Origin of the sequence: Pseudomonas sp. NPDC090592 (assembly GCF_044769185.1) — a bacterium.
In the GTDB taxonomy this organism is placed as follows: Bacteria; Pseudomonadota; Gammaproteobacteria; order Pseudomonadales; family Pseudomonadaceae; genus Aquipseudomonas.
Genome location: NZ_JBIVXJ010000034.1, coordinates 1 through 16494, shown reverse-complemented (window position 1 = coordinate 16494; position 16494 = coordinate 1). Strand labels below are relative to the sequence as shown.

The 16494-nt window shown below is 62.1% G+C and carries 13 protein-coding genes; all 13 read right to left on the bottom strand.

The genetic code is table 11. From position 1 onward, the window contains the following. Window positions 1-157: 157 nt before the first annotated feature. On the bottom strand, window positions 158-1447 hold the full coding sequence (gene eno, locus ACIQUI_RS23990; protein WP_391130095.1) for a phosphopyruvate hydratase: 1290 nt from the start codon (window positions 1445-1447) through the stop codon (window positions 158-160). Window positions 1448-1600: 153 nt separating this feature from the next. Beyond that, on the bottom strand, window positions 1601-2446 hold the full coding sequence (kdsA, locus tag ACIQUI_RS23985) for a 3-deoxy-8-phosphooctulonate synthase (RefSeq protein ID WP_060497316.1): 846 nt from the start codon (window positions 2444-2446) through the stop codon (window positions 1601-1603). Between the two features lie 3 nt (window positions 2447-2449). After that, window positions 2450-4078 (bottom strand): CTP synthase, encoded by a 1629-nt coding sequence (locus ACIQUI_RS23980; RefSeq protein ID WP_403203165.1) that lies wholly within the window; start codon window positions 4076-4078, stop codon window positions 2450-2452. A gap of 270 nt (window positions 4079-4348) precedes the next feature. Beyond that, window positions 4349-5632 carry a tRNA lysidine(34) synthetase TilS gene (gene tilS / locus ACIQUI_RS23975; protein ID WP_403203164.1) on the bottom strand — a complete coding sequence of 428 codons (1284 nt, stop codon included), beginning with the start codon at window positions 5630-5632 and terminating at the stop codon, window positions 4349-4351. A gap of 156 nt (window positions 5633-5788) precedes the next feature. Next, window positions 5789-6736 (bottom strand): acetyl-CoA carboxylase carboxyltransferase subunit alpha, encoded by a 948-nt coding sequence (locus ACIQUI_RS23970; protein WP_003252323.1) that lies wholly within the window; start codon window positions 6734-6736, stop codon window positions 5789-5791. A gap of 106 nt (window positions 6737-6842) precedes the next feature. Continuing rightward, window positions 6843-10367, bottom strand: coding sequence for a DNA polymerase III subunit alpha (gene dnaE, locus ACIQUI_RS23965; RefSeq protein ID WP_403203163.1), 3525 nt, complete (start codon window positions 10365-10367; stop codon window positions 6843-6845). A gap of 174 nt (window positions 10368-10541) precedes the next feature. Next, window positions 10542-11165, bottom strand: a complete 624-nt coding sequence (gene rnhB / locus ACIQUI_RS23960; protein WP_403203162.1) for a ribonuclease HII — start codon at window positions 11163-11165, stop codon at window positions 10542-10544. 1 nt (window position 11166) lies between these two features. After that, window positions 11167-12294 carry a lipid-A-disaccharide synthase gene (lpxB, locus tag ACIQUI_RS23955; protein WP_403203161.1) on the bottom strand — a complete coding sequence of 376 codons (1128 nt, stop codon included), beginning with the start codon at window positions 12292-12294 and terminating at the stop codon, window positions 11167-11169. Window position 12295: 1 nt separating this feature from the next. After that, window positions 12296-13072, bottom strand: coding sequence for an acyl-ACP--UDP-N-acetylglucosamine O-acyltransferase (lpxA, locus tag ACIQUI_RS23950; protein ID WP_391130117.1), 777 nt, complete (start codon window positions 13070-13072; stop codon window positions 12296-12298). After that, complete coding sequence (fabZ, locus tag ACIQUI_RS23945; protein WP_125465208.1) at window positions 13069-13509, bottom strand: 3-hydroxyacyl-ACP dehydratase FabZ; 441 nt, start codon at window positions 13507-13509, stop codon at window positions 13069-13071. The genes lpxA and fabZ overlap by 4 nt, the downstream gene beginning before the upstream one ends. A 114-nt stretch (window positions 13510-13623) precedes the next feature. Continuing rightward, a complete protein-coding gene (gene lpxD / locus ACIQUI_RS23940; protein WP_403203160.1) occupies window positions 13624-14679 on the bottom strand; it encodes a UDP-3-O-(3-hydroxymyristoyl)glucosamine N-acyltransferase in 1056 nt (351 codons plus the stop codon). 1 nt (window position 14680) lies between these two features. After that, window positions 14681-15184 (bottom strand): OmpH family outer membrane protein, encoded by a 504-nt coding sequence (locus ACIQUI_RS23935; protein ID WP_012270843.1) that lies wholly within the window; start codon window positions 15182-15184, stop codon window positions 14681-14683. Window positions 15185-15228: 44 nt separating this feature from the next. Then, window positions 15229-16494, bottom strand: a 1266-nt coding sequence (gene bamA, locus ACIQUI_RS23930) for an outer membrane protein assembly factor BamA (protein WP_403203159.1), incomplete at its 5' end; no start/stop codon positions are given.

The following is a 16494-nucleotide window of genomic DNA, read 5'->3' as shown; positions in this document are numbered from 1 at the left end:
GTTTGAAAAGGCTGCCGCGTATTTGTCACGTCGGGGCCTCGAATAGCACGAAGCCTGGCCGAGGCCAGGCTTCGTTGACAGAAACCCGTTGCAATGAAGGAAAGATCAGTACGAACGTTCCTACAACTGCGGCTGCTGTCTTTTTACCATCTCTTGCTTAGCCGCGAAACTCGGCACGACCACGGTACACCGCTTTGGCGCCCAGTTGCTCTTCGATGCGCAGCAGCTGGTTGTACTTGGAAACGCGGTCGGAACGGCACAGCGAACCGGTCTTGATCTGGCCGGCAGCGGTACCTACAGCCAGGTCGGCAATGGTCGAGTCTTCGGTTTCACCGGAACGGTGCGAGATGACTGCGGTGTAGCCGGCAGCCTTGGCCATCTGGATGGCTTCCAGGGTTTCGGTCAGCGAGCCGATCTGGTTGAACTTGATCAGGATCGAGTTACCGATGCCCTTCTCGATGCCTTCCTTGAGGATCTTGGTGTTGGTCACGAACAGGTCGTCGCCAACCAGCTGTACCTTTTCACCGATCTTGTCGGTGAGGATTTTCCAGCCAGCCCAGTCGGACTCGTCCAGGCCATCTTCGATCGAGATGATCGGGAAGCGCTCGGTCAGGCCTTTCAGGTAGTCAGCGAAACCTTCGGCGTCGAACGACTTGCCTTCGCCGGACAGGTTGTACTTGCCGTCTTCGTAGAATTCCGAAGCCGCGCAGTCCAGGGCCAGGGTCACGTCGGTGCCCAGCTTGTAGCCGGCTTTTTCAACGGCTTCGGCGATGGCGCCCAGGGCGTCTTCGTTGGAAGCCAGGTTCGGGGCGAAACCACCTTCGTCACCTACGGCAGTGTTCAGGCCACGGGCCTTGAGCACGGCTTTGAGGTGGTGGAAGATTTCGGTACCCATGCGCAGGCCGTCGGAGAATGTCTTGGCGCCAACCGGCTGAACCATGAACTCCTGGATGTCGACGTTGTTGTCGGCGTGCTCGCCACCGTTGATGATGTTCATCATCGGAACCGGCATCGAGTACTGGCCCGGGGTACCGTTCAGGTTGGCGATGTGCGCGTACAGCGGCAGGTCCTGGTCCTGGGCAGCAGCCTTGGCGGCGGCCAGGGAAACCGCCAGGATGGCGTTGGCGCCCAGCTTGGCCTTGTTCTCGGTACCGTCCAGCTCGATCATGGCGTGGTCCAGGGCCTTCTGGTCGGAAGGGTCCTTGCCCAGCAGCAGGTCACGGATCGGGCCGTTGATGTTGGCAACGGCCTTCAGCACGCCCTTGCCCAGGTAACGGCTCTTGTCGCCATCACGCAGCTCCAGCGCTTCGCGCGAGCCGGTGGAAGCACCGGACGGCGCGCAAGCGCTGCCGATGATGCCGTTGTCGAGCAGTACATCGGCTTCCACGGTGGGGTTGCCACGCGAATCGAGAACTTCACGACCTTTGATGTCGACGATTTTTGCCATTGTTGTAAGCACTCCAGAATTGACGAAAACAACTTAGCTTAAGAAATTCTTGCCGTTCACCGGGCGGACTTGCAGTGGGCAGGCCGGGTGAAGGGAGCCCCTGACCGATTGGTCAGGGGTGGATCGGGCGGTACTTTACCCGAGAAATGAGCTTTACGCGGTTTCTACCGTCGGAAAACTTTTCACCAGGTCGTCCAGTTGCTTGAGCTGGGCCAGGAATGGCTCCAGTTTGTCCAGGCGCAAGGCGCATGGGCCATCGCATTTGGCGTTGTCCGGATCGGGGTGGGCTTCGAGGAACAGGCCGGCCAGGCCTTGGCTCATGCCGGCCTTGGCCAGGTCGGTGACCTGGGCACGGCGGCCACCGGCGGAATCGGCGCGACCACCCGGCGTCTGCAGGGCGTGGGTCACATCGAAGAACACCGGGTACTCGAACTGCTTCATGATCCCGAAGCCGAGCATGTCCACCACCAGGTTGTTGTAGCCGAAGCTCGAGCCGCGCTCACACAGGATGAGCTGGTCGTTGCCGGCCTCGACGCACTTGGCGAGGATGTGCTTCATTTCGTGCGGTGCGAGGAACTGCGCCTTCTTGATGTTGATCACCGCGCCTGTCTTGGCCATCGCGACGACCAGGTCGGTCTGGCGCGACAGGAAGGCCGGCAACTGGATGATGTCGCACACCTTGGCCACCGGCTCGCACTGGTAAGGCTCGTGCACATCGGTGATCACCGGCACGTTGAAGGTGCGTTTGATCTCTTCGAAGATCTTCAGCCCTTCTTCCATGCCCGGGCCACGATAAGACGTCACCGACGAACGGTTGGCCTTGTCGAAGCTGGCCTTGAACACGTACGGGATACCGAGCTTCTCGGTGACCCGTACATATTCCTCGCAGACCTTCATTGCCAGGTCACGGGATTCCAGGACGTTCATGCCGCCGAACAGGACGAACGGCTTGTCGTTGGCGATCTCGATGTTACCGACGCGAATGATCTTCTGGGTCATTGATCAGGCCTTGTTCTTCTGAGCCAGGGCTGCCTTGACGAAACCACTGAACAGCGGGTGGCCGTCACGCGGAGTCGAGGTGAATTCCGGGTGGAACTGGCAGGCGACGAACCATGGGTGGTCCTTGGACTCGACCACTTCTACCAGTGCGCCGTCTTCGGAACGGCCGGAAACCACCAGGCCACCGTCGACCAGTTGCGGCAGCAGGTTGTTGTTCACTTCGTAGCGATGGCGGTGACGCTCGGTGATCACGTCCTTGCCGTAGCAGTCGTGCACCTTGGAACCGGCTACCAGCTGGCAATCCTGTGCGCCCAGGCGCATGGTGCCACCCAGGTCGGAAGCCTCGGTACGGGTTTCGACGGCACCGGTGGCATCGGCCCATTCGGTGATCAGGCCGACCACCGGGTGGCCGCTGTTGCGGTCGAATTCGGTGGAGTTGGCGTCTTTCCAGCCCAACACGTTACGGGCGAATTCGATAACCGCCACCTGCATGCCCAGGCAGATACCCAGGTACGGCACCTTGTTCTCACGGGCGTATTGCACCGCGGTGATCTTGCCTTCAACGCCGCGCAGACCGAAACCGCCCGGCACCAGGATGGCGTCGGCGCCTTCGAGCAGGCTGGTGCCCTGGTTCTCGATGTCTTCCGAGTCGATGTAACGCAGGTTGACCTTGGTACGGTTGGTGATGCCGGCGTGGCTCATCGCTTCGATCAGCGACTTGTACGCGTCCAGCAGCTCCATGTACTTGCCGACCATGGCGATGGTCACTTCCTGCTCCGGGTTGAGCTTGGCATCGACCACTTTGTCCCACTCGGACAGGTCGGCGCTATTGCACTGCAGGCCGAAGCGCTCGACGACGAAGTCGTCCAGGCCCTGTGCGTGCAGCACGCCCGGGATCTTGTAGATGGTGTCGACGTCTTCCAGCGAGATCACCGCACGCTCTTCAACGTTGGTGAACAGCGCGATCTTGCGACGCGACGAAGCATCGACCGGGTGGTCGGAGCGGCAGATCAGCACGTCAGGCTGCAGGCCGATGGAGCGCAGTTCCTTGACCGAGTGCTGGGTCGGCTTGGTCTTGGTCTCGCCAGCGGTGGCGATGTACGGAACCAGGGTCAGGTGCATCAGCATGGCGCGCTTGGAGCCCACTTCGACGCGCAGCTGGCGAATTGCCTCGAGGAACGGCTGCGACTCGATGTCACCCACGGTACCGCCGATTTCCACCAGGGCCACGTCGGCATCGCCGGCGCCCTTGATGATGCGACGCTTGATTTCGTCGGTGATGTGCGGGATGACCTGGATGGTCGCGCCCAGGTAATCACCACGACGCTCTTTGCGCAGCACGTGCTCGTAGATACGGCCGGTGGTGAAGTTGTTGTTCTGGGTCATCGTGGTGCGGATGAACCGCTCGTAGTGGCCCAGGTCAAGGTCGGTCTCGGCGCCATCGTGGGTGACGAACACCTCACCGTGCTGGAACGGGCTCATGGTGCCCGGATCGACGTTGATGTACGGATCCAGCTTGAGCATGGTGACCTTCAGGCCCCGCGCTTCCAGGATGGCCGCCAGGGAAGCCGAGGCAATGCCTTTCCCCAATGAAGAAACAACACCGCCCGTGACGAATATGTAGCGCGTCATGAAAAACCCTAGAAGTCTGCGTTAAGGCGGCCTGGGCCGCCGGAGAAAGCGAAGGAAGGCCGAAGCCCCCGATCACCTGCGTCAATCACAGTGCATCTCAAAAAAACTGCCGCGTCTGTACAGACCAGGGGTATCCCCGGCATGGAGCTCGCTCGTCATTTTCAGAATCAGCCCAGCAAAAAACTGCTTGGTAATCGGCAACTGCTGTGTTTTCGCGGAACCCACAGAAGTTGTATCAAGAAGGGAGGGTAGTCTACCGGAATGTACCCTTCAGCTCAAACCTTGTGCGCTCGTCGGCAATTGCCAATGCAGCTGGCAATCAGCCTGTACCAGCCCGGGCAGGTTGGCCACCGCCAGCAGGCGCTCGCCCTTGTACAGCAGCGGCAGGCGCGGGCGCAGGAAATGCGGCACCTGTTGCTCGTTGAGCAAGCGCTTGAGGTCGCGCCGGCCGCGGCCGGCAAGCTCGACAACTTCGCCGCCCTGGCGGTAGGCAATGCGCAACCCGTCCAGCGCAGCTGCGCCAACAAGACGCACGCTGCCGTTGCCCGGCAGCTGCAAAGGCAGGCTTGTATCGACCCAGGCCAGTTGACCCGCGGGCGGCTGCAGCCAGTCGCCACTCAACCACCAGATACGCCCGTGGCTGCGCAGCAGTTGCCCATCGGCCAACCGCCAGGCCGGCTGGGCATCGGCGCCGGCATCACGCAGGTCAGCCCAACCCGCCCAATGCCGGGTGTCGGGCAGGCGGGTGCGTTGGCTCAGCCAGTATTGCAGGGCATTGCGCTGACGGGCCGGCGACAGGGCCATCAGGGCGGCCAGGTCGAGGGAGTCCAGCCCCGGCCAGGCGACGGGCGCCCCCTGCCCTGCAAGCGCCAGGTCGGCTTGTGCCAGCTCGTCCAGCAGGCCCAATGCCTCGCCCAGATGATCTGCAGCCCGGGCGAAGTTCTGGGTGGCCTGCGGCCAACGCTGCTGCAAGCGCGGGAGCACGTCGCGGCGCAGGTAATTGCGGGCAAATTGTGTGTCGGCGTTTGACGGGTCTTCGATCCAGCGCAGCCCGTGGACCTTGGCATAGTCCTGCAACTGTTGCCGGGAACAGCCCAGCAACGGCCTGGCCAGGCACCCCTGCCCCAACGCCCGCTGCCCCGGCATGGCGGCCAGGCCGCGCAGGCCGGCGCCGCGTAGCAGACGGAACAGCAGGGTCTCGGCCTGGTCGTCGCGGTGCTGGCCGGTGAACAGGATATCGCCTGGGCCAAGGGCTTGCCTGAAGGCATCATAGCGGGCATCACGAGCGGCCTGTTCAAGGCTGGCACCGACGGTGACCTTGACGTGGATGACCTGGAGTTCGATGCCGAGGTTGTCGCAGATGGCTTGGCAGTGGGCAGGCCAGGCGTCAGCGGCGGGTTGCAGGCCGTGGTGGACGTGAATGGCGCGCAATGGGGGTGAGGCGTGGATGCGGGCGTGATCGGCCAGCAGGTGCAGGAGGACGGTGGAATCGAGGCCGCCAGAGAAGGCGACATACCAGGTGGGGGCTTTCAGCCAGGGGGTGAGGTTGATCATCGAACCCGCACTCCATTCAAGGGAGCATTCGCGGGCACGCCCGCTCCCACAGGTATGGCGCAAGCCGCGAGGGCAGCGCAGTACATGTGGGAGCGGGCGTGTCGAGGCGTCGAACCGCCGCGAACACCGGCGAAGCCGGTGCCATTCATCTCGTTATCAGAGGCCGTAGCTCATCAGGCGCTCGTAACGGCGAGCCAGCAACGCGTCGTTATCGAACTTGCCGAGCATGTCCAGCTGCTGCACGAGGTCAGCACGGATGCTTTCCGACATCTTGGCCGGGTCACGGTGGGCGCCGCCCAGCGGCTCCTGGATGACCTTGTCGACAATGTTCAGGCTCTTCAGGCGCTCGGCAGTAATGCCCATGGCCTCGGCCGCGTCAGCTGCCTTGTCGGCAGTCTTCCACAGGATCGAAGCGCAGCCTTCCGGCGAGATCACCGAGTAGGTGGAGTACTGCAGCATGTTCAGTTGGTCGCACACACCAATGGCCAGTGCACCGCCGGAACCACCCTCGCCGATCACGGTGGCGATGATCGGGGTTTTCAGGCGCGCCATCACACGCAGGTTCCAGGCAATGGCCTCGCTCTGGTTGCGCTCTTCGGCGTCGATGCCCGGGTAGGCACCCGGGGTGTCGATGAAGGTCAGGATCGGCATCTTGAAGCGCTCGGCCATTTCCATCAGGCGGCAGGCCTTGCGGTAGCCTTCCGGGCGCGGCATGCCGAAGTTGCGGCGTACCTTTTCGCGCACTTCACGGCCCTTCTGGTGGCCGATGACCATGACCGGTTTGCCGTCCAGGCGTGCGGTACCGCCCACGATGGCGGCGTCGTCGGAGAAGTGGCGGTCACCGTGAAGCTCTTCGAACTCGGTGAAGATGTGCTCCAGGTAGTCCAGGGTGTACGGACGACGCGGGTGACGGGCCAGGCGGGCGATCTGCCAGCTGGTCAGGTTGCCGAAGATGCTTTCGGTCAGGGTGTTGCTCTTGTCTTGCAGACGGGCAATTTCATCGCTGATGTTCAGCGAGTTGTCGTTGCCTACCAGGCGCAGGCCTTCGATCTTGGCTTGCAGGTCGGCAATCGGCTGTTCGAAATCGAGAAAATTCGGGTTCATAGTCATCCGTCTTGGGTCTACGGCCAGGCGGCCGGCCGGTTGATCCGTTTGGCGCCCTACCTTAAGGGATCAGGCGCATTCAGGTCGAGATTAAATTTTTGTCGGTTCAACGATATTGCAGGAAGACGTTCTCACGGCCGAACTGGTCACGCAGCGCCTGAATCAGCCCATCGGCCGGGTCGATCGACCACTGCTCACCGAACTGCAGCATGGCCTTGGCGTCGCTGCCGGTGTATTCCAGGGTGATCGGGCAAGCACCGCGATGGCGGGTGATCAGCTCACCCAGCCACTTCAGGCGGTCGCCCTTGAGCGCTTCGTGTGCAACCTTCAGGCGCAGGCTTTCGGCCAGCTTGGTACGCGCGTCTTCCATGGTCATCACCTGCTTCACCCGCAGGCGCAAGCCACCGGAGAAGTCGTCGTTGCTGACCTCGCCCTCGACCACCACCATGGCATCGTTCTGCAGCAAGGACTGTGCCGCGATGTAGGCATCGGCAAACAGCGAGGCTTCGATGCGCCCGGAACGGTCATCCAGGGTAACAAAGCCCATCTTGTCGCCCTTCTTGTTCTTCATCACCCGCAGCGCAATGATCATGCCGGCGATGGTCTGGGTTTCGCGTGACGGCTTGAGGTCGATGATGCGCTGGCGGGCAAAGCGGCGGATCTCGGTCTCGTACTCGTCGATCGGGTGCCCGGTGAGGTACAAGCCCAGGGTGTCCTTTTCGCCCTTCAGGCGCTCCTTCAGGGTCAGCTCGCGCACTTTGCGGTGGTTGGCGTAGACATCGACATCCACGGCGTCGAACATGCTGCCGAACAGGTCGACGTGACCACTGTCAGCGGTATGCGCGGCCTGCTCGGCGGCCTTGATGGCTTCGCCCAGCGCCGAGAGCAAGGTCGCCCGGTTGATGTCGATGTTGGCCTGGTAGGCCTTGATCTCATCATGAAAATGCGGACCCAGGCGGTCCAGCGCCCCGCTGCGCACCAACGCATCGAGGGTTCGCTTGTTGACCCGTTTGAGGTCGATGCGTTCACAGAAATCGAACAGGTCCTTGAACGGCCCGCCCTGGGCACGGGCTTCGACGATGGCCTCCACCGGGCCTTCGCCGACGCCCTTGATCGCGCCCAGGCCGTAGACGATACGGCCATCGTTGTTCACGGTGAACTTGAAGTCGGAGAAGTTCACGTCCGGCGCGTCGAGGCGCAGCTTCATGCTGCGTACTTCCTCGACCAGCACCACCACCTTGTCGGTGTTGTGCATGTCCGCCGACAGTACCGCGGCCATGAACGGCGCCGGGTGGTGGGTTTTCAGCCAGGCGGTCTGGTACGACACCAGGCCATAGGCAGCGGAGTGGGATTTGTTGAAGCCGTAGCCGGCGAACTTTTCTACCAGGTCGAAGATGTTACCGGCCAGGTCCGCATCGATATTGTTGGCGACGCAACCTTCGATGAAACCGCCGCGCTGCTTGGCCATCTCCTCGGGTTTTTTCTTACCCATTGCCCGGCGCAGCATGTCAGCGCCGCCAAGGGTATAGCCGGCCATGACCTGGGCAATCTGCATCACCTGTTCCTGGTACAGGATGATGCCGTAGGTCGGCGCCAGTACCGGCTTGAGGCCTTCGTACTGATAGTCGGCATGCGGGTAGGCCAGTTCGGCGCGGCCGTGCTTGCGGTTGATGAAGTCATCCACCATGCCCGATTGCAGCGGGCCCGGGCGGAACAGCGCCACCAGTGCGATAAGGTCTTCCAGGCAGTCGGGCTTGAGCTTCTTGATCAGCTCCTTCATGCCACGCGATTCAAGCTGGAAGACTGCCGTGGTTTCGGCCTTCTGCAACAGCTCGTAGGTCTTGCGGTCGTCCAGCGGGATGAAGTCGATGTTGAGATCGGGCAGGTTGTTCTTGGCCTGCTCGCGGTTGATGATCTCCATCGCCCACTTGATGATGGTAAGCGTACGCAGGCCGAGGAAGTCGAACTTCACCAGGCCCGCGGCCTCGACGTCATCCTTGTCGAACTGGGTTACCAGGCCGCCGCCCTCTTCGTCACAGGCGATCGGCGAGAAGTCGGTAAGCTTGGTCGGGGCGATAACCACACCACCGGCGTGCTTGCCGGTACCCCGGGTCACGCCTTCGAGCTTCAGGGCCATGTCCCAGATTTCGCGGGCGTCTTCGTCACCCTTGAGGAAGTCGCGCAGGATTTCTTCCTGCTCGTAGGCTTTCTCCAGGGTCATGCCCACTTCGAACGGGATCATCTTCGACAGGCGGTCGGCCAGGCCGTAGGACTTGCCCTGCACCCGCGCCACGTCGCGCACCACCGCCTTGGCGGCCATGGTGCCAAAGGTGATGATCTGGCTCACCGCGTTGCGGCCATAGGCCTCGGCCACATAGTCGATCACCCGGTCACGGCCGTCCATGCAGAAGTCGACGTCGAAGTCGGGCATGGAAACACGTTCAGGGTTGAGGAAGCGCTCGAACAGCAGGTCATAGGCCAGCGGGTCGAGGTCGGTGATCTTCAGCACGTAGGCCACCAGTGAGCCGGCACCCGAACCACGCCCCGGGCCTACCGGCACGTCGTTGTTCTTGGCCCACTTGATGAAGTCCATAACGATCAGGAAGTAACCGGGGAAGCCCATCTGGATGATGATGTCCAGCTCGAACTTCAGGCGGTCCAGGTACACCTGGCGCTTTTCTTCGTAATTGGGCGTGGTGTCTTTGGGCCACAGAATCGCCAGGCGCTCTTCCAGGCCTTCGTGGGACACGTGCCGTAGGTAGTCGTCAATGCCCATGCCGTTGGGCGTGGGGAAGTCGGGCAGGAAGTACTTGCCCAGCTGTACCTGGATGTTACAGCGCTTGGCGATCTCGACGGTGTTGGCGATGGCGTCGGGCAGGTCGCTGAACAGCTCGGCCATTTCCTCGGCCGACTTCAGGTACTGCTGGTCACTGTAGCCACGCGGGCGGCGCGGGTCGTCGAGGGTCCAGCCCTCGCCGATGCACACGCGGGTTTCGTGGGCGTCGAAGTCGGTTTGCTTGACGAAACGCACATCGTTGGTGGCCACCAGCGGGGCGCCGAACTTGTCGGCCAGCGCTACCGCCGCGTGCACGTACTCTTCGTCCCGGGCACGGTTGGTGCGTTGCACTTCGACGTAGAAGCGCTCGGGGAACATGCCCATCCAGTCTTGCAGCAGGGACTGGGCTTCTTCGTCCCGGCCGGCCAGCAAGGCCATGCCGATGTCGCCTTCCTTGCCGGCAGACAGGGCAATCATGCCCTCGCTGGCAGGGGCGATCCATTCCCGCTGGAGGATGACCAGGCCATTGCGCTGGCCGTCAGTCCAGCCGCGCGAAATCAACTCGGTGAGGTTGCGGTAGCCCGTAGGGTTCATGGCCAGGAAGCAGATACGCGACAACGGCGCTTCCGGGTCGGCACCGGCCAGCCACAGGTCAGCGCCGCAGATCGGCTTGATGCCGGCGCCCATGGCAGTCTTGTAGAACTTCACCAGCGAGCACATGTTGCTCTGGTCGGTGATCGCCACCGCCGGCATGTTCATCCCCGCCAGCGCCTTGGCCAGCGGTTTGATCCGCACCAGGCCGTCGACCAGCGAGAATTCGGAGTGGACGCGCAGGTGAACGAAGGGAACCGACATGGAAGATCCTGTAGCAGTGGCGAACGACAAGGGCGGGATTGTAGCTTAATTGCGCGGGGGTTTTGGGGCTGCTTCGCAGCCCATCGCGACACAAGGCCGCTCCTACAGGAGATCGCGTAACACCTGTAGGAGCGGCCTTGTGTCGCGATCGGGCCGCATAGCGGCCCTAGTTCATCAGATTAACGAGTCGATGACGCCTTCGCGTGCTTCCCAGGCCGCCCGCACCGGGGCAAAGGAACGCCGATGAATGGGCGTCGGCCCCAGCCGTGCCAAAGCCTCAAGGTGCACCGGAGTCGGGTAGCCCTTGTGCCCACCCATGCCATACCCTGGGTAGATCAGCTCAAAGGCGCTCATCTCGCGGTCACGGGTCACCTTGGCCAGGATCGAAGCAGCCGCGATTGCCGGCACCTGGCTATCGCCTTTGACCACCGGCGACGCCGGCACCGCCAGCTTGGGGCAGCGGTTACCATCGATCAAGGCCAGCTTGGGCGTAATGTGCAGGCCTTCCACCGCTCGCTGCATGGCCAGCATGGTGGCCTGCAGGATGTTCAGGCGGTCGATTTCCTCGACCTCGGCGCGGGCGATGCAGAAGCTCAGGGCCTTTTCGCAGATCTCATCGAACAACGCCTCGCGTTTGGCTTCGGTCAGCTTCTTCGAATCGTTCAGGCCGAGGATCGGGCGTGCGGGATCGAGGATCACCGCCGCCGTAACCACTGCGCCGCACAGCGGGCCGCGGCCCACTTCGTCAACGCCGGCAACCAGGTCTTCGACCAGGTTGAAGTCCAGTCCAATTTGCATGTCAGCGGTCCTTGAGCAAGGCCAGTACCGCTTGCGCCGCCTGGTTGGAGGCGTCACGGCGCAGGGTGCGATGAATTTCGTCGAAACGTTCGGTCTGCTGGCTGCCATCGCGCACCAGCGGCGCAAGGGTGTTGGCCAAGGCTTCGCTGGTAGCAGCGTCTTGCAGCAACTCGGGCACCAGCTCGCGCTGGGCAAGCAGGTTAGGCAAGGACACGTAGGGGCTCTTCACCAGGCGCTTGAGAATCCAGTAGGTCAACGGCGCAAGGCGGTAGGCCACCACCATTGGACGCTTGTACAACAGCGCCTCCAGGGTGGCAGTGCCCGACGCGATCAGTACCGCGTCACAGGCCGCCAAGGCCTGGTGAGACTGGCCGTCGAGCAGGGTCAATGGCAACTCACGCCCTTCGAGCATCTGCTCGACCTGGGCGCGCCGCGCGGCATTGGCGCATGGCAGCACGAAGCGCACGCCCGGCACCTGCTGGCGCAGATGCTCGGCGGCATCGAGGAACAACGCCCCCAGGCGGCCTACTTCGCCTCCCCGGCTACCCGGCATCAGGGCCACCACCGGCCCTTCGCCCAGCCCCAGCGCTGCACGCGCTGCCGGGCGGTCTGCCTCGAGCGGGATGGTGTCGGCCAGCGGGTGACCGACAAAGCGCACCGGCACACCCTGCTCTTCGTAGAACCGCGCCTCGAACGGCAGCAGGGTCAGCATCAGGTCACAGCCTTCGCGAATTTTCAGCACGCGCTTTTGCCGCCACGCCCAGACCGACGGGCTGACGTAATGCACGGTCTTGATCCCGACCTGGCGCAGTTTCAGTTCGATGTTGAGGGTGAAGTCCGGGGCGTCGATGCCGATGAAGACATCCGGCTTTTCGTCGATCAGCGTCTGGATAAGCAGCTTGCGGCGCTTGAGCAGCTCGCGCAGGCGCCCCAGCACTTCGACCAGGCCCATGACGGCCAGGCGCTCCATGGGAAAGTACGATTGCAGGCCTTCGGCTTCCATCAACGGGCCGCCAACGCCAATGAAACGTACATCGGGGTGACGTGCCCGGAGGGCACGCATCAAGCCCGAGCCCAGAATATCACCGCTGGCCTCACCTGCGACCAAGGCTACGCAAAGCTGGGCCATGTCAGCGGGTGATGCCGCGGGCGGAGTTCACGATCGACTGACGGAACAGTTCGACCTCAGGATGTTGCGCGGCCATTTCGGCCAGTTCCTTGAGCGCGTCTTCGACGGTCAGACCCTGACGATAGACAATCTTGTAGCAACGACGCAGCACGTGGATCACCTCGTCGCTGAAACCGCGACGGCGCATGCCCTCGAAGTTCATGCTGCGGGCTTCGGCCGGGCTGCCGAACACGGTAACGAAGGCCGGGACGTCCTTGCCGATCGCCGTGCCCATGCCGGAAAACGCGTGGGCGCCGATATGGCAGTACTGGTGCACCAGGGTGTAGCCGGACAGGATCGCCCAGTCGCCCACGTGCACATGGCCGGCCAGCGCCGTGTTGTTGACCAGGATGCAGTGGTTGCCGATGACACTGTCGTGACCAATGTGGGCATAGGCCATGATCAGGTTATGGTCACCCACCGTGGTTTCTGCACGGTCCTGAACGGTACCACGGTGAATGGTCACCCCTTCGCGGAACACGTTGTGGTCACCGATCACCAGGCGCGTCGGTTCACCCTTGTACTTGAGGTCCGGGGTGTCTTCACCGATGGACGAAAACTGGAAGATCCGGTTGTGCTTGCCGATGCGGGTCGGGCCTTTGAGCACAACATGCGGGCCGATAACGGTGCCCTCCCCGATTTCCACATCGGGGCCAACGATCGACCAAGGGCCGACCTCGACGCCATCGGCCAGCTTGGCCGACGGATCGATAATGGCCCGAGGGTCAATCGAATTCATAGGGACTGTTCCGCGCATGTGATTTCTGCCGAGCAGACGGCCTTGCCGTCAACCAGTGCACGGCATTCGAACTTCCAGATCATGCGCTTGCGGCTGATGAACTTGGCTTCCAACACCAGTTGGTCGCCCGGCAGTACCGGCTGGCGGAAGCGCAGCTTGTCGGAACCGACAAAGTAGTACAGGGTGCCATCGGCCGGCTTGGCGTCGAGCATCTTGAACCCGAGAATCCCGGCCGCCTGGGCCATTGCCTCGATGATCAGCACGCCCGGCATGATCGGATGCGCCGGGAAATGGCCGTTGAAGAACGGCTCATTGATGCTGACATTCTTGTAGGCACGAATGCTCTGGGCCTCGAAGTCCAGATCCGTCACCCGGTCCACCAGCAGGAACGGGTAACGGTGAGGCAGGTATTCGCGAATCTCGTTGATGTCCATCATTTCGGGGGGGAAGCCTGTAATAAGAATAGGGAGCGCAGGTGCTGACCAAACGCTCCTTTTGCAATCCAAAGAGGAGCCAGCTAGCGACTGTTCACTCTTGCTCAGGAAATGGTATCAGCCTTCTGATGTCGGCAGGCCACCTGAGGTCACGGTATCGACGCGTTTTTCCAGCTGCTGCAGGCGCTTGGCCATGTCATCGAGCTGACGGATACGCGCAGCGCTCTTGCGCCAGTCAGCCAAAGGCTGCATGGCTGTGCCGGATGAATAGGAACCGGGTTCAGTGATCGAACGGGTTACCATGGTCATCCCGGAAACAAAAACGTTATCGCAAATATCAATGTGCCCAACCAGGCCTACGCCGCCGGCCAGCATGCAATGCTTGCCGATGCGCGTACTGCCGGAAATGCCCACGCAAGCGGCCATGGCCGTGTGGTCACCGATCTGCACGTTGTGGGCGATCTGGATCTGGTTGTCGAGCTTTACCCCGTCACCGATCCGCGTGTCGGACAGCGCGCCACGATCGACGGCGGTATTGACGCCGATTTCCACGTCATCACCAATGGTGACGCCGCCAATCTGGGCGATCTTGCGCCAGATGCCTTTCTCATTGGCAAAGCCGAAGCCTTCGCCGCCGATCACAGCACCCGACTGGATGACCACGCGCTTGCCGATGGTGACGTCGTGGTACAAGGTCACCCGCGGCGCCAGCCAGCCGCCTTCACCTACAACGCAACGCGCACCGATGAAGCAATGTGCACCGATGCTGACATCAGCGTCGATGCGCGCGCCGCTTTCGATAACCGCGAACGGCCCGATACTGGCGCTGGCGTGCACCTGCGCGTCCTCAGCCACCACGGCGCTGGGATGAATTCCCGCCACAGCCTTGGGTTTGGGGTCGAACAGGTGGGAAATACGCGCATACGCCTGGTACGGGTCGGCCACGATCAGGGCATTGCCAGCGAAGCTTTCGGCATCCGTAGCCTTGAGCAATACCGCACCCGCCTGGCAGTTATCCAGGTATTTGCGGTACTGCGGGTTGGCGAGGAAACTCAATTGACCGGGGCCTGCCTCCTGCAAGGTAGCCAGCCCGGTAATCTGCAACGCCTCGAGCCCCTTGAGGGTGGCACCGAGGGCCTCGGCCAGCTGGCCTAGCGTCATGGTCACACTCATATCAACGGGCTTGGTTCATGCGCTCGATGACCTGGCGGGTGATGTCGTACTGAGGTTTGACATCGATGACCGCACCACGCTCGAGGACCAGGTCGAAACCGCCCTTCTTGATCACTTCCTCGACGGCGCCATCCAGCTTCGGCTTCAGCTGCTTGAGCATGTCGCGATCGGCAACGGCCTTGGCTTCGTTCAGTTCCTTGGACTGGAACTGGAAGTCACGGGCCTTTTGCTTGAATTCGAGCTCCAGGCGCTCACGCTCCTGCTGCTGCATCTTGTCGCCGCCCTTGATCAGGCGATCCTGGATGCCCTTGGCGCTGCTTTCCAGGCTTTTCAGCTTGGTCAGTTGCGGGCCGAACTTCTTCTCGGCATCCACCGCGTATTTCTTGGCGGCATCCGATTCGAGCAGAGCCATCTGATAGTTCAGAACGGCTACCTTCATTTCGGCGAATGCCGGGGTGGCGACCAGCGCCGCGGCCACTACGGCCAATTGAGCCAATTTACGCACGATGCACTCCTGGATAAACCGTTGTCATTAAGCAAGGGCCGACCTTAGAAGGTCTGGCCCAGAGAGAATTGGAACACCTGGGTATCGGCATCGTCCGGCTTCTTCACCGGCATTGCCAGGCTGAAGCTCAGCGGGCCCAGTGCGGTGATCCAGGTCACACCCAGGCCGACCGAACTGGCCATACCCGAGAAACCGACCTTCTGGCAATCCGGCTTGTTGCCGCAATTGGTGTCGAACACGTTACCCACGTCCCAGAACACGGACGTGCGCAGCGAGCGCTGGTCCTTGACGAACGGCAGCGGGAACAGCAACTCGACACCGCCTTGCACCAGCACGTTACCACCAAACGGCAACGGATCCTGGTCCGGGTCGGCGATGGTACCTGGCTTGCCGCCCGCGGCCTCACCAATACTTGGCGTACTGCGTGGGCCCAGGCTGCTGTCCTTGAAGCCGCGAACGGAGTTGAAGCCACCCGCGAAGTAGTTCTCGTAGAACGGCAGGCCAGAGGTGCTGCCGTAACCGTCACCATAGCCCAGTTCAGTGTGCAGGCGGAGGGTGTAGTCGTTGGTAACTGGCATGAACAGCTGGCCGCGGTAGTCGAGCTTGAAGAACGACAGGTCGCTACCCGGAATGGTGGATTCCAGGGTCAGGCTTTGCGAGTGACCACGGGTAGCCAGCACACCTTTGTTCAGGGTCGATTCGGACCAGCCGATCGAGGCCTTGAAGTTCAGGAAGTTATCGCCTTCCTGGTCGAGGAAGTCGAAGATCTCGTCGACGGTGTACTTGCCGGTCTTGATCTTGTCCTGCTGCACGCTCAGGCCATAGGTCAGGCGCGACGTTTCGCTGATCGGGTAGCCAAGGCTCACGCCGGCACCGAAGCTGTCCACCGCATAGCTGGCCACGTCGACGTCAAGGTCGTCGTAGTCGGTGCTACGGTAGAACGCGTTGTAGCCCAGGCTGACGCCATCGGCAGTGAAGTAGGGGTCCACGAAGCCGAAGTTGTAGCGGGTCTGGTATTCCGAACGGGTCAGGCCGACGGACACCTTGTTACCGGTACCGAGGAAGTTGCTCTGGCTGATCGAACCACCCAGGATCAGGCCCGCGCTCTGGGCGAAGCCGACGCTGGCGGTGATCGAACCGGATGCCTGCTCTTCAACGCTGTAGTTGACGTCGACCTGGTCGTCGGTGCCTGGCACCGCTGGGGTCTCGACGTTCACTTCCTTGAAGAAGCCCAGGCGCTCCAGACGGGTCTTGGACTGGTCGATCAGGTAGGTCGACGCCCAGCCGCCTTCCATCTGGCGCATTTCGCG